This window comes from Streptomyces sp. NBC_01716 (genome assembly GCF_036248275.1).
In the GTDB taxonomy this organism is placed as follows: Bacteria; Actinomycetota; Actinomycetes; order Streptomycetales; family Streptomycetaceae; genus Streptomyces.
Genome location: NZ_CP109181.1, coordinates 5187965 through 5200778, shown reverse-complemented (window position 1 = coordinate 5200778; position 12814 = coordinate 5187965). Strand labels below are relative to the sequence as shown.

At 71.1% G+C, this 12814-nt stretch carries 13 protein-coding genes; 6 read left to right on the top strand and 7 right to left on the bottom strand.

What is annotated here, in order from left to right:
* Positions 1-106 precede the first annotated feature (106 nt).
* Complete coding sequence (locus OIE74_RS22935) at positions 107-3505, top strand: S41 family peptidase (RefSeq protein ID WP_329386597.1); 3399 nt, start codon at positions 107-109, stop codon at positions 3503-3505.
* A gap of 76 nt (positions 3506-3581) precedes the next feature.
* Here the strand turns inward: OIE74_RS22935 and OIE74_RS22930 are convergent, their stop codons facing one another.
* The 4 genes from OIE74_RS22930 to OIE74_RS22915 all read right to left on the bottom strand — a co-directional run bounded on the left by OIE74_RS22930 (position 3582) and on the right by OIE74_RS22915 (position 7326).
* On the bottom strand, positions 3582-3905 hold the full coding sequence (locus OIE74_RS22930) for a hypothetical protein (RefSeq protein ID WP_329386595.1): 324 nt from the start codon (positions 3903-3905) through the stop codon (positions 3582-3584).
* 111 nt (positions 3906-4016) lie between these two features.
* A complete protein-coding gene (locus tag OIE74_RS22925) occupies positions 4017-4898 on the bottom strand; it encodes an SDR family oxidoreductase (RefSeq protein WP_329386594.1) in 882 nt (293 codons plus the stop codon).
* Positions 4895-5821, bottom strand: coding sequence for an alpha/beta fold hydrolase (locus OIE74_RS22920; protein WP_329386593.1), 927 nt, complete (start codon positions 5819-5821; stop codon positions 4895-4897). The genes OIE74_RS22925 and OIE74_RS22920 overlap by 4 nt, the downstream gene beginning before the upstream one ends.
* On the bottom strand, positions 5818-7326 hold the full coding sequence (locus tag OIE74_RS22915; protein WP_329386591.1) for a flavin-containing monooxygenase: 1509 nt from the start codon (positions 7324-7326) through the stop codon (positions 5818-5820). Before OIE74_RS22915 ends, OIE74_RS22920 begins: the two co-directional genes overlap by 4 nt.
* 163 nt (positions 7327-7489) lie before the next feature.
* On the opposite strand from OIE74_RS22915, the gene OIE74_RS22910 reads away from it, so the two are divergent.
* On the top strand, positions 7490-8152 hold the full coding sequence (locus tag OIE74_RS22910; RefSeq protein ID WP_329386589.1) for a MerR family transcriptional regulator: 663 nt from the start codon (positions 7490-7492) through the stop codon (positions 8150-8152).
* A gap of 2 nt (positions 8153-8154) precedes the next feature.
* Here the strand turns inward: OIE74_RS22910 and OIE74_RS22905 are convergent, their stop codons facing one another.
* Positions 8155-8955: an exodeoxyribonuclease III gene (locus OIE74_RS22905; protein ID WP_329386588.1), complete on the bottom strand. Its 801-nt coding sequence runs from the start codon at positions 8953-8955 to the stop codon at positions 8155-8157.
* Between the two features lie 43 nt (positions 8956-8998).
* On the opposite strand from OIE74_RS22905, the gene OIE74_RS22900 reads away from it, so the two are divergent.
* The gene (locus tag OIE74_RS22900) at positions 8999-9478 is read left to right on the top strand and encodes a GNAT family N-acetyltransferase (RefSeq protein WP_329392395.1); all 480 of its coding nucleotides are present in this window, start codon (positions 8999-9001) and stop codon (positions 9476-9478) included.
* A gap of 82 nt (positions 9479-9560) precedes the next feature.
* On the opposite strand, the gene OIE74_RS22895 is transcribed toward OIE74_RS22900, so the two are convergent.
* A complete protein-coding gene (locus tag OIE74_RS22895) occupies positions 9561-9968 on the bottom strand; it encodes a rodlin (protein ID WP_329386586.1) in 408 nt (135 codons plus the stop codon).
* A gap of 200 nt (positions 9969-10168) precedes the next feature.
* Positions 10169-10579, bottom strand: a complete 411-nt coding sequence (locus OIE74_RS22890) for a rodlin (protein WP_329386584.1) — start codon at positions 10577-10579, stop codon at positions 10169-10171.
* Positions 10580-10797: 218 nt separating this feature from the next.
* Between OIE74_RS22890 and OIE74_RS22885 the strand changes: the two genes are divergently transcribed.
* From OIE74_RS22885 to OIE74_RS22875, 3 genes are all read left to right on the top strand, one after another.
* Positions 10798-11211, top strand: a complete 414-nt coding sequence (locus tag OIE74_RS22885; protein ID WP_329386582.1) for a rodlin — start codon at positions 10798-10800, stop codon at positions 11209-11211.
* A gap of 293 nt (positions 11212-11504) precedes the next feature.
* Complete coding sequence (locus OIE74_RS22880; RefSeq protein ID WP_329386580.1) at positions 11505-11738, top strand: chaplin; 234 nt, start codon at positions 11505-11507, stop codon at positions 11736-11738.
* Between the two features lie 154 nt (positions 11739-11892).
* On the top strand, positions 11893-12813 hold the full coding sequence (locus OIE74_RS22875; protein ID WP_329386578.1) for a chaplin: 921 nt from the start codon (positions 11893-11895) through the stop codon (positions 12811-12813).
* Position 12814 lies beyond the last annotated feature (1 nt).

Below are 12814 nucleotides of genomic sequence, written 5' to 3'. Positions count from 1 at the left end.
TCCGCCACCCCTTCACACACAGGACCGAGTGCCCGCCGAACACATCCGGCCAACTCGACTCCTCCTACGAGTTGCCGCGCCCCTCCCGCACGGAAAGCATTGGGGGGTGAGTGACGACGTCGCGTATCTCCGTTATCCGCATCTGCACGACGACTTGCTGTGCTTCGCCGCCGAGGACGATCTCTGGGTCGCCCCCCTCTCGTCGGCCAAGCACCGCCCGGACCGTGCGTGGCGGGTGACCGTCGACCGCACACGAGTGGGGCATCCGCGGTTCTCGCCGGACGGCAGCCAGATCGCCTATACGAGCTGGCGCAGCCTGGATCCGGAGATCCATCTGGCGCCGGTGGCCGGCGGGCCGGCCCGCCGGCTCAGCTACTGGGGCTCCACCGACACCCGCGTCTGCGGCTGGACGCCGCCGGACAAGGACGGCGCGGCGCAGATCCTCGCCGTCTCCTCGCACGGCCAGCCCTTCTCGTACTACTCCTGGGCCTACAGCGTCCCCACCGACGGCTCCCCCGGCGGCAAACTCCCCTGGGGCCCGGTCGCCGACATCGCGGTCACCGACATCGACGGCGAGCGGCGCAGCCTGCTGCTCACCGGCAAGCCGCCGCACGAACCGGCCGCGTGGAAGCGGTACCGGGGCGGCGCCATGGGCCGGCTGTGGCTGCACGGCGAGCGGCTTCTCGCGGATCTGCCCGGCCATGTCGACTGCCCGATGTTCGTGGCCGGGCGTATCGCGTTCCTCTCCGACCACGAGGGCGTCGGCAATCTCTACTCGACGCTCCCCGACGGCACCGGCCTGCGCCGGCACACCGACCACGACGCCTTCTACGCCCGCCACGCCTCGTCCGACGGACGCCGGGTCGTCTACCAGTGCGCGGGCGAGCTGTGGCTGGTGGACTCGCTGGCGCCCGACTCGGTGCCGCGCAAGCTGTCGGTACGGCTCGGCGGGCCGCGCGCCGGGCGGCGCACATACCAGGTCCCGGCCGCCCACCACGTCGACGCGATCTCCGTGGACACCACGGGCCGGGCGAGCGCCGTCTCCGTACGCGGCAGCCTGTACTGGCTCACCCACCGCGACGGCCCGGCCCGCACGATCGCGGACACACCGGGCGTACGGGTGCGGCTGCCCGAGATGCTGGGCAGCGGCGGCAAGGTCGCCTACGTCACGGACGCGGACGGCGAGGACGCGATCGAGATCGCCTATCTGCCGCGCGCGAGCGGCGACATGCCGCCGCTGCGGCTCGCCTCCGGACGGCTCGGCCGCGTGCACGAGCTGATCGCCGACCCGGCCGGTGAACGGCTCGCGCTCAGCACGAACGACGGAAGGCTCCTGATACTGACGGTTCCTGACGATCCATCAGATGACGGCACGTCAGAACCCGAAGCGGTGACCGGCGAACCGGCGACGCCCGCCGAGGAGGACGTCACCGAGCTGATCCGCTCCGTCAACGGCCCCGTCACCGACCTCGCGTTCTCCCCCGACGGCGACTGGATCGCCTGGTCCCACCCGGGAGTCGGCCGCTCGCTGCGGCAGATCAAGATGGCGCGAATCGCCGACCGTACGATCGTCGACGTCACCAACGGCCGTTTCGAGGACGAGAATCCTGTTTTCACGCGGGACGGCCGATATCTCGCCTTTCTTTCCTGGCGCGGGTTCGACCCGGTGTACGACGTGCACACCGGCGACCTCTCCTTCCCGCTGGGCTGCCGCCCCTACCTCGTACCGCTGTCGTCGGCGACGCCCTCGCCGTTCGCGCTGCTCCCGGACGGCCGCCCGGCCGCCGGCGGGCTCGACCCGGTGGCCGTCCCCCCGTCCGACGGCACGGCCGCCCTCTTCGGGGGCACCTCCCAGGCCGAAGGCTCTGGGGGAGGGACGGTCACGGTCGAGGTCGAAGGGCTCGCGAGCCGGGTCACGCCGTTCCCCGTCTCGGCGTCCAAGTACTCGGCCCTGCAACCCGTCAGCGGCGGCGGGCTCGTCTGGCTGCGCTGGCCGATCTCCGGCGCGCTCGGCGAGACGTTCGCCAACCCCGCCGACACCTCGGGCCGTCCGACCCTCGAACACTTCGACATCACCAAGGCGCGCAAGAGCGAACTCGTCGACCACCTCGACTGGTTCGCGCTCAGCCGGGACGGCTCACGGCTCGTCGTCGTGGACGACGACGACCTGCGCGCCGTGCCCGCCACCGAGCCCGGCGACGGCGACTCGACCGTCCATATCGACCTGCGCCGCATCCTGCACGAGGTCGACCCCGCGGCCGAGTGGCGCCAGGCGTACGCGGAGGCGGGCCGCATCATCCGCTCGTACTTCTGGGAGCCGGAGATGTGCGGCATCGACTGGGACGCGGTGCTCGACCAGTACCGCCCGCTGGTCGAACGCGTCGCATCCCCCGACGAGTTCGCCGATCTGCTGCGCGAGGCACTGGGCGAGCTGGGCACCTCGCACGCGTACGTCACCCCCGCCCGCCGCAACGAGGGACCGCCGCACTACCAGCGCGCCATGGGCCTGCTCGGCGCCAACCTCGTCTGCCGGGACGGCGAATGGCTCGTGAAGCGGATCCTGCCCGGCGAGTCGTCGGACTCCAAGGCCCGTTCCCCGCTGGCCGGTACAGGCATCCGCGAGGGCGCGGTCCTCACCCATGTCGACGGCCGCCCCGTCGACCCGGTGACCGGCCCCTACCCGCTGCTGTCCGCCGCCGGCGGTACGACCGTCGAGCTGACCTTCCGCCCCGCCGAGGACCTGTCACCGGGCAACGGCGGTACGCGGCACAGTGGTTCACGGCGAGTGGCGATCGTCCCGCTCGTCGACGAACGGCCGCTGCGCTACCAGGACTGGGTGGCCAAACGCCGCGAGGTCGTCCGCGAGATGAGCGGCGGCAAGTGCGGCTATCTGCACATCCCCGACATGGGCGGCTCCGGCTGGGCCCAGTTCAACCGCGATCTGCGTCTGGAGGTGTCCAGGCCGGCGCTGATCGTGGACGTACGGGGCAACGCGGGCGGCCACATCAGCGAACTGGTCGTGGAGAAGCTGACCCGGCGCATCCTCGGCTGGGACCTGACGCGTAACGCCCAGGCGGTGAGTTACGCCTCCAACGCGCCGCGCGGCCCGGTCGTCGCGATCGCGGACGAGGCGACGTCCTCCGACGGCGACATGATCACGGCCGCCTTCCGGCTGCTGAAGCTGGGCCCGGTGGTCGGGCAGCGCACCTGGGGCGGGGTGGTCGGCATGACGGGCAGGCACCGGCTGGGTGATGGCACGGTCATCACGGTGCCGATGAACGCGGCCTGGTTCGACACATACGGCTGGTCGGTCGAGAACCACGGCGTGGAGCCCGACATCGAGGCGCTGCGTACCCCGCTCGACTGGGCGGAGGGGCGGCACGCGCAGCTCGACGACGCGGTGTGGGTGGCGCTGGAGCTGCTGGCCAAGCAGCCGGCGGCGACCCCGCCCGGCTACGGCGACGTGCCGGACCGCCGCCGCCCGCCGCTGCCGCCGCGCGGCTGAACCCGGCCGCGGGCAGCCGCCGCCAAGAGGCGCACCCGGTCCACGGACATCGGGTGCGCCCCTTCAAGCTCGCGGGTCAGGCGTCGTAGTCCTCGGCGAACCGGTCCCGCGAGTCCTGCGCGCGCTGCCGCGCCCGGTCGCCCTCGTCCCGCATCCGCTCCTGGCCCTGACCCGGGCGCTGGCTCTGGCCCTGGCCCTGCGGGGAGCGACCCTGCGAGGAGCGCTGGGACGCCTCGTCCTTGCGACGGGTGTTCCCGGCGTTCCCGGCGTTGCCGGCCTCGCGGGCATCACGGGCCTCGCGGGCGTCGCCGGGGTTCCCGTCGGCGTTCTCGCGCGTCTTCTTCTTCGCCTGGTCGGCGAGCTGCTGCGACTTGTCCTTGAACTGGTCCGCGATACCCATGGGTTCTCACTCCTGGAAGTCGGGCGAAGTCCGGTGAAGTCCGGTGCGGCCCGTGGACGAACTCCCGAGCCACGACCAGACTTACACGCTCCGACATACCGCGCATTTCGATCAGTTACGCTGCGTACGCCCCTCCTCGTCGGCCGCCCCGCCGGCCCCCAGCAGCCCTCTGGCCACTCCCCCGAGCCGCGGTTCGAGCCCCCGCATCCGGCGGGACCCAACGGTCGCGACCAGGCCGGGCAGAGACCCTCGTACGGACCGCATGCCCCGCAGCCACCACTGCGCGTACACGTGCGCCGAGCGCCGCTCGATGCCCGAGACGATGCGCTCGGCCGCGGGCCCGAGCGGATATGTCTTCCCGGCCGGCCACGGCAGCCCCTGCCGCATCTCGCGCATCACCTCGTCCTCGTCGGCGCCGCGCACCATGTCGGTGTCGGTCCACGACAGATAGCCGACGCCGACCCGGACGCCCTTGTGCCGCACCTCGGCGCGCAGGCTGTGCGCGAAGGCCTCTACCCCCGACTTGGAGGCGCAGTACGCGGTCATCAGGGGCGCCGGGGTGATCGCGGCGAGCGAGGCTATCTGGAGGAAGTAGCCGCGGCTCTCCATCAGTACGGGCAGGAACGCGCGCGCCGTGACCGCGCCGCCGACGAGGTTCACCTCGATCACCCGCCGCCAGGCGGCGGGGTCGGAGTCCAGGAACGGACCGCCCGCGGCGACACCCGCGTTGGCCACGACGATGTCGACCTTCCCGAACCGCCGCTTGACCTCGCCCGCGACGCGGACCATCGCCTCGTGGTCGGTGACATCGGCGTACCAGTGCTCGCACTCGGTGTGCAGCCTGCTCGCCACGTCCTTCAGCTCGTCCGCCTCCAGCCCCACGAGCGCCACCCGGGCGCCGCGCGCCGAGAGTTTGCGGGCCAGCGTCTCGCCCACACCCCGTGCCGCGCCGGTGACGACGGCGACCTGTCCGTCGAGGCCGACCCGGCTCATACGGCGCTCCCCTCGGTCTCGTCGGCGTGCCCCGTCCTGTCGCCACCGGCGCCGAGGTGGTCCGCCACCAGCCCCCGGATCACGGCGGTCACCGCCTCGGGAGCCTCCACCGGGGTCATGTGTCCCACGCCCGTCAGCTCGGTGACGCCGACGCAGTGGGGCAGCGCGGCGGCCGTCCGGTGGGCAAGGACCGGGGGCGTGAGCCGGTCGGCGGTCCCCGTGAGCACCGCCGTGGGGACCCGCAACTCCCTTACGCCCGCGTCGAGATCGAGCGAGCCCAGCACATGCGACCAGGCGACCCGCACCGCGCGCGGGCAGGCGTGCACGATCCGCGCGCAGGTGGCGATCCGGTCCGGCGCCGTACCCGGCCCCATCGTCCCGTACCGCAGGAGCCGCTTCGAGAGGGGCGTGACCGGGCCGAGCGGGGCCCGTGCGCCGAGGATCATCCGGGTCAGCCGCGTCCGCAGCCGCCCGGGGCGCATCGGCACCACGAGCGATTCGGCCACCAGCCGCGAACTGCCCGTGCTGCACAGGAGCGCCACCGCCGCGTGCTCCCGGAAGGCGGGCCGCGCGGAGGCGGCCATCAGCGTCATCCCGCCCATCGAGTGCCCGGCCAGTACGGCCTTCTCGCCCGGCGCGAGTGTCGCGCCCAGCACCGCCTCCAGGTCGTCGGCGAGCGCGTCGGTGCTGTAGCCGTGGCGGCCGACGGCGGGTGAACGCCCGTGCCCGCGCTGGTCGTAGACGATCACACGGTGGTCCGCGGCGAGGTCGTCGATCTGCCCGGCCCAGAAGCGGGTCGAGCAGGTCCACCCATGGCTCAGCACGACTGCGGGCGCCCCCTCGGAGCCGTACACCTCGATGTGCAGCCGCGAGCCGTCGGCGGAAGTCGCCGTCAGCACACGGGGGTTGGGTGTCGTCGTCATCGAAGTACCTCCTCGGCCGCCTGCGTCTTCGCGTCCCGTGCCCGCACGATGTCGTACTCCCCGAGGTCCACGGCCCGTGTCGCCCGCCGGAACTCGGTCGTCGTCCCGGGCCAGATCGTGGTGTTGCGCCCGCCCGCGTCCAGGTACCAGCTGGTGCAGCCCCCGGTGTTCCACACGGTGCGCCTCATCCTCTCCTGTACGCGGCGGTTCCACGCCTCGACGGCCGCCGGTGTGGGGGTGAGAGCGGCGCCCGCCCCGAGCGAGCCGAGCGTGCGCAGATAGTCGCCCAGATAGCTGAGCTGGGACTCGATCATCAGGATCATCGAGGAGGTGCCCAGCCCGGTGTTGGGGCCGATGATCGTCATGAAGTTGGGGAAGCCGGCGGCCGTCGAGCCGCGCAGGGACGCCATGCCGTCCTTCCACGACTCGGCGAGCGTGATCCCGTCGGCCCCCACCACCCGCTCCATGATGGGCATGTCGGTCACCCGGAAGCCGGTGGCGAAGACGATCGCGTCGGCCTCGGCCTCGCTCCCCTCCGCGCCCACCAGGGTCGACCCGCGCACCTCGCCGAGCGCGGACGCGACGACGTCCACATTGGGCCGCGCGAGCGCCGGATAGTACGTACTGGACAGCAGGATCCGCTTGCAGCCGATCCGGTACGAGGGCGTCAACTTGGCCCGCAGTACTGGGTCCTTGATCGCCCGCGCCATGTTCGCCCTGGCCACGCGCTCGACCAGCCGCAGCTCGCCGGGCCGTTTGGTGAACGCCTGGACCTGCAACTCCCTGATCCCCCAGAGCAGTCCGCGCCGCACGGCGCCGGCGGCCGGCACCGTGCGGTACAGCCACCGCTCGGCGGCGGAGATCGGCCGGTCCGCCCGCGCCATCACCCACGGCGGGGTGCGCTGGAAGAGCGTCAGCCGCGCCACGTCGGACTGGAGGGCCGGCACGATCTGGATCGCCGACGCACCGGTGCCGACCACGGCGACGCGCTTGCCCCGCGGGTCGAACCCGTGGTCCCAGCGGGCGGAGTGGAAGACCTCGCCGGGGAACGAGTCGAGCCCCGGCACGTCCGGCACCCTGGGGTCCGACAGCCCCCCGGTCGCGGAGACCACGACGTCCGCCGTGAGGGTCCCGCGCGAGGTCTCGATCTCCCAGTGCGCCGCACCGCTGATCCAGCGCATCAGCAGCACCTCGTGGTCCAGCCGGATGTGCGGCCGGAGCCCGAAGGTGTCGGTGACGCGCTCCAGGTACGCGCGGATGTGCGACTGCCCCGAGAAGGTGCGCGGCCAGTCGGGGTTGGGCGCGAAGGAGAAGGAGTACAGGTGCGAGGGCACGTCGCAGGCGCAGCCCGGATAGTCGTTGTCGCGCCATGTCCCGCCGATGGACCCCGCGCGTTCCAGGACGACGAAGTCGGTGATCCCGTCGCGCCGCAGCCGGACGGCGGCCCCCAGACCCCCGAATCCGGATCCGATCACCGCCACCCGTACATGCTCGTGCTTGGCCATGCCGCCGCCTCCCGCCGGAGCGCCTCCCGGTAACCGCGCCAGTAATCACTGGCACTGTTGGGAGAGTAGGGCAGCTCCCTACTCATGGGTAGGGGGCGGACAGGAAAAGCTACCGGCGGTACGGGCCGGGGGCGGGCGCCGGCCGCGGCATAGGCTGACCGCCATGTCCGACCAGGAGGAAGTACGGGAGGAAGTACGCGAGTACCGCGTGAAGGAGCTGGCCGAAGCGGCCGGCATCACCGTGCGTACGGTCCGCTTCTACCGCGAACGCGGCCTGATCCCGCCGCCCCGCAGGGAGGGCCGGATCGCCTGGTACGACAGCCACCACCTGGCCAGACTCCGTACGATCGCCGCCCTGTTGGAGCGCGGCCACACCCTCAACGGCATCGCCGACCTGGCGACCGCCTTCGAAAGCGGCCGGGACGTCGGCGAGGTTCTGGGCCTCGGCGAACCGACCGAGGAGACCCCCGTCCGCCTCACCCCCGAGGAGCTGGCCGACCACTTCGAGGGCGAGGTCACGGCGGAGAACCTGGCCACCGCGCTCGAACTCGGCTACCTCGCCACCGACGGCGACGACCTCGTCCACATCAGCCGCCGCCTCCTGGACGTCTCGGCCCGTCTGGTCCGCGAGGGCATCCCGCTGTCGGCGGTCTTCGAAGCGGGCCGCGAGGTCCGCGCCCACGCGGACGCCCTGGCCGAACTCTTCGCGAGAACGCTCCAGGCCCACGCCCCCGACACCGCCCCGGAGGTCCTTCGCCCGCTGGCCAAGAGCGTGGTGGAGGCGGAACTCTCCATGGCGATGGACCGCCGCCTGCGCGAGAAGTAGCGCTACCCCAGCTCGTACGCGACACTCACCGGCGCGTGATCGCTCCACCGCTCGCCGTGCGTCGCCGCCCGCTCCACCCACGCCTTCACCGCACGCTCAGCCAGGCCCGCCGTCGCCACCTGGTAGTCGATACGCCAGCCCGTGTCGTTGTCGAAGGCGCGCCCCCGGTAGGACCACCAGGTGTACGGCCCGGTCTGGTCCGGGTGCAGGGCACGGACCACGTCCACGTACGACGCCTCGTCGAAGACCCGCGTCAGCCACGCGCGTTCCTCCGGCAGGAAGCCGGACGACTTGCGGTTGGCCTTCCAGTTCTTGAGGTCGGCCTCCTGATGCGCGATGTTCCAGTCGCCGCAGACCAGCACCTCCCGGCCGTCCGCCGCCGCGCGCTCCCTCAGACCGCCCAGGTAGGCCAGGAACTCGTCCATGAACCGGACCTTCTCGTCCTGGCGCTCCGTGCCCACGTCACCCGACGGCAGATAGAGACTGGCCACCGTCACACCGGGCAGGTCGATCTCGGCGTACCGCCCGCTCGTGCCGAACTCCGCGCCACCGAAGCCGATCCGCACCCGCTCGGGCTCCCGCCGCGAGTAGAGCGCGACCCCCGCGCGCCCCTTGGCCGCCGCCGGCGCGAACACCGTGTGCCACCCCTCGGGCTTCCGTACCGCCTCCGTGAGCTGGTCCTCCTCGGCCCGCACCTCCTGGAGGCAGACCACATCGGCCCCGGTCCCGGCCAGCCACTCCACGAAGCCCTTCTTCGCGGCGGCACGCAGCCCGTTCACATTCACGGTTGTCACAGTGAGCATTCCGGCACCCTACCCAGGAGGCCCTACCATCGGTGCCGTGGCCATCCAAATACGTCAGGTCCCCTACGACCACCCCGACGCCGCGAAGCTCGACGCCGAGGTCCAGCTCGAATACGCGGCGCGCTACGAGAGCGAGGGGGACGCCACCGTCCTCCACCCCCGGATGTTCGACCCGCCCCACGGCATCTACTTCCTGGTCTACGACGCCGACGACCGCCCGATCGCCACGGGCGGCTGGCGCTCGCAGGAAACCAACGACGAGGGCTACTCGGACGGCGACGCCGAGATCAAGCGCATGTACGTGACGGTGGAGGCGCGCGGCCTCGGGCTGGCCCGCCGTATCCTCGCCCGGCTGGAGGAGAGCGCCCGCGCCGCGGGCCGTACCCGCATGGTCCTGGAGACGGGCACCAAGCAGCCGGAGGCCATCGCGCTCTACCGCTCCAGCGGCTACACGGACTGCTCGAAGTTCGGCCACTACCGCGACGACCCGCTGAGCATCTGCCTGGCCAAGCCGCTCGGCTGAAAGTGGTTCTCGCCCGCCGCGTCCGGACACGACAGAGCCCGGCCGGGCAGCCGAGCTGCCGGACCGGGCTCTGAGCGGAATGTCAGTGGTTGCCCACGCCGTTCGCCGAGAGGATCGGGATGTCCTCCAGGATGTGCGACAGCGGCTCGTCGCCCTTGGCCTGCGTCGAATTCTCCGTGCACTGCTGGTTCTGCGGGGAGGACAGGACGTTGATGTCGTGGACGCCGACCGGCACGAGGCCCCCGAGCGAGCCGATGTTCCCCTTGACGGGCAGGCCGATGCAGGGCTTGTTGAGCGAGCCCTGGACGAGGCTGAGCTGCGGGCTCAGGTCCCCGTGGGTCTCCGAGTTGCCGTAGGCCTGCTTGGCACCGTTGCCACTGAGAGACGTCGTACCCGTGTCGTTGCCAATCGCCAGCGCTGGCGACGCGGTGGCGGCGAGACCGCCGACCATCGTGGCCGCCACAGCAGCGGTGGCCCACAGCTTGTTCATTTTGTTGCCTTTCCGGAAAGTCGGACTCCACCGGTGGAGTGCCAATTTGCTCAACTCGCCGTATCTGGTTTGGTTGCGCCCGTTCCCTCTAACAGCCCATAAGCCATATCGGTGCGTCAACGGCGAGCGTGAAAACGACCGGGCCACCGCGGAATTCCGCAGTGGCCCGGCAGCTGTGTTTCAGTGTTTCAGCGGTGATATCAGCCGTTGCCCGCACCGTTCGCCGACAGGATCGGAATGTCGTTGAGGATGTGCGAGAGGGGCTCGTCGCCCTTCGCCTGCGTCGAGTTCTCGACGCACTGCTGGTTCTGCGGCGAGGACAGGATGTTGACGTCCTGGACAGCGACCGGCACGGCACCCAGAAGCGAGCCGGCGTTGATCTTGGCCGGCAGACCGATGCAGGGCTTGTTGAGCGAGCCCTGGATGAGCGCCATCTGCGGGCTCATGTTCCCGTACGTCGCCGAGTTGCCGTAAGCCTGGGTGGCACCGTTGCCGCTGAGCGACGTGGTACCCGTGTCGTCACCGACGGCGAAAGCCGACGGCGCGGCCATGGCCGACATGCCGACGACGGAAGCGGCGACGGCCGCGGAGGCCAGAACCTTCTTGATCACGATGAGTCCCCTTCTGAAAGATGCCCCAAGTCCCCGGGGCGTCATGAGCAACTACGTTCAGCGGGCTTGGTTATCGCGATTCACTCCAACGGCTCATTAGGCACTCAATCAGCCCGCTCGGGCCCCGCAAACCGTACGAGTGAAGCACCGGAACCAAACACGGGTGAGCCGGTTGGGCAGGCCGCACCACCTGCATTTCTTGAGAAAAGGAACCAACCGTGATCAAGAAGATTCTGGCAACCGCGGCGGTCACCGCCTCCGTTGTCGGCGCCTCCGCCGCCGCCGCGCCGTCGGCCCTCGCCGTCGGCAACGACACCGGCACCACGTCGCTCAGCGGCAACGGTGCCAAGCAGGCGTACGGCAACTCCGCGACCCACGGGAAGATGAGCCCGCAGCTCAGCCTCGTCCAGGGCTCGCTCAACAAGCTCTGTGTCGGCCTGCCGGCCAAGGCCAACGCCGGCTCGCTTGTCGGAATTCTCGTGCCGGTCGCGGTCCAGGACATCAACGTCCTGTCCTCCCCGCAGAACCAGCAGTGCGTCGAGAACTCGACGCAGGCGAAGGGCGACGAGCCGCTGTCGCACCTCCTCAACGACATCCCGGTCCTCTCGGCCAACGGTGCGGGCAACGGCTGACAGCCATCGCCGATCCGGCCCCCCTTTCCGGGCTGACGAGCCGGCCGGGGCGAATTCGCCCCGGCCGGCTTCTGTTTCATATGAACGTGTTCACCGGCTCCCACCGACTCGTTCGCCGCGCGGATACGTGAATCCCCATGGCGATGGAGTGAACCAGCAAGGGCCCGTAAATCAGGGCAGTTTCCTCATGGGCGCGTACTCGTTGGAATTCCAGCAGCGGCGGTGCGGCTGAAAATCCGTGCTCGCGTGGCACGAGAGCCGTGCGCGCGACCCGTTGCGGAAAGGGCTCAACCATGAATGCCAAGAAAGCGGCCACTCTTGTGGCGGGTGTTCTCCTGGCCGTCGGTGCCGCGGGGCCGGCCGTCGCCGACTCGGGCGCGCAGGGTGCCGCGCTGAACTCCCCGGGCTTCCTGTCCGGCAACCTCGTCCAGATCCCCGTGCACGTGCCCATCAACGCGTGCGGCAACAGCCTCAACGCGTTCGCGCTGCTGAACCCGACGGCCGGCAACACCTGCGTCAACGCCTGACCCGCACCAACGTGCGCGTGAGCGCACACGCGCCCCCCCGGGGCGCACCCGGGGCCGGTCCCGACCGCGTACGGCGATACGCGCGTCGGGGCCGGCCCCGGTCAACACAGCACACACACGAAGCACCGAAGCACCGGCCACACAGGAGAACCAGATGCGAGAACTCATCGGCAAAGGACTGCTCACCGCCGCGGCGGCGTCGAGCGTGCTGTCCCTGAGCGGTGGATACGCCCAGGCCACCAACGGCGAGGCAGCCGCCACCGGGTCCCCGGGACTGCTGTCGGGCAACAGCGTCCAGGCCCCTGTCGAGATCCCGGTCAACCTCTGCGGCAACACGGTGAACCCGGTCGGCGCGGGCAACCCGTCCTTCGGCAACAGCTGCGCCAACTCCTCCGGCGACCACGCGCCGTCCAAGCCCCGGCCGGACCACCACGCGCAGCAGCAGGCCTCGCACGCCAAGCCTGCGCCCCACAAGGTGCCCGCCCAGGGCACCCACAACACCGACGCGAGCTCGACGCACGCCGCCAGGCCGGGTGAGAACGGCGGGAGTTCCGCACCGGTCAGACCCGGGCACCGCCCCGACCAGGGAGCCCACACAGGCCCCGCCGGTCACTCAGAGCGCCCGGACCACGGCGGCTCGTCGGCGTCCGGCGCCGCGACCAACTCACCGGGGTTGCTCTCGGGCAACCTGGTCCAGGCCCCGCTCGACATCCCGCTGAACATCTGCGGCAACAGCGTCGACCTGGTCGGGGTGCTGAACCCGGCCTTCGGCAACGCCTGCGTGAACGGCTCGGACGTGAGGCCCCCGAAGACCCCGGTCGACCCGCCCCACCCGGGCGAACCGATCGACCCCCGCAACCCCCCGAGGCCCCCCGCGGAGCCCCCGGTCGTACCGGACAACCACGTCCCGATGATCCCCGAGCAGCCGCGCCCCGTCGAAGAGGGCGACTTCGTCGACCAGTTGGCCACGACCGGATCGAACACGAACCTGATGGCCTCGGCCGCGATGAGCACCGGCCTGCTGATCAGCGGCGGCATCCTCTACCGCCGCAGCAGGACGGCCGCCCGCCGCTGAC

Excerpts from the sequence above, each read along its gene's own strand:
- OIE74_RS22880 (WP_329386580.1), top strand. The coding sequence starts at position 11,505 with ATGAATGCCAAGAAAGCGGCCACTCTTGTGGCGGGTGTTCTCCTGGCC.
- OIE74_RS22905 (WP_329386588.1), bottom strand. The coding sequence starts at position 8,955 with ATGCTCACTGTGACAACCGTGAATGTGAACGGGCTGCGTGCCGCCGCG.
- OIE74_RS22915 (WP_329386591.1), bottom strand. The coding sequence starts at position 7,326 with ATGGCCAAGCACGAGCATGTACGGGTGGCGGTGATCGGATCCGGATTC.
- OIE74_RS22920 (WP_329386593.1), bottom strand. The coding sequence starts at position 5,821 with ATGACGACGACACCCAACCCCCGTGTGCTGACGGCGACTTCCGCCGAC.
- OIE74_RS22895 (WP_329386586.1), bottom strand. The coding sequence starts at position 9,968 with ATGAACAAGCTGTGGGCCACCGCTGCTGTGGCGGCCACGATGGTCGGC.
- OIE74_RS22910 (WP_329386589.1), top strand. The coding sequence starts at position 7,490 with ATGTCCGACCAGGAGGAAGTACGGGAGGAAGTACGCGAGTACCGCGTG.
- OIE74_RS22875 (WP_329386578.1), top strand. The coding sequence starts at position 11,893 with ATGCGAGAACTCATCGGCAAAGGACTGCTCACCGCCGCGGCGGCGTCG.
- OIE74_RS22930 (WP_329386595.1), bottom strand. The coding sequence starts at position 3,905 with ATGGGTATCGCGGACCAGTTCAAGGACAAGTCGCAGCAGCTCGCCGAC.
- OIE74_RS22925 (WP_329386594.1), bottom strand. The coding sequence starts at position 4,898 with ATGAGCCGGGTCGGCCTCGACGGACAGGTCGCCGTCGTCACCGGCGCG.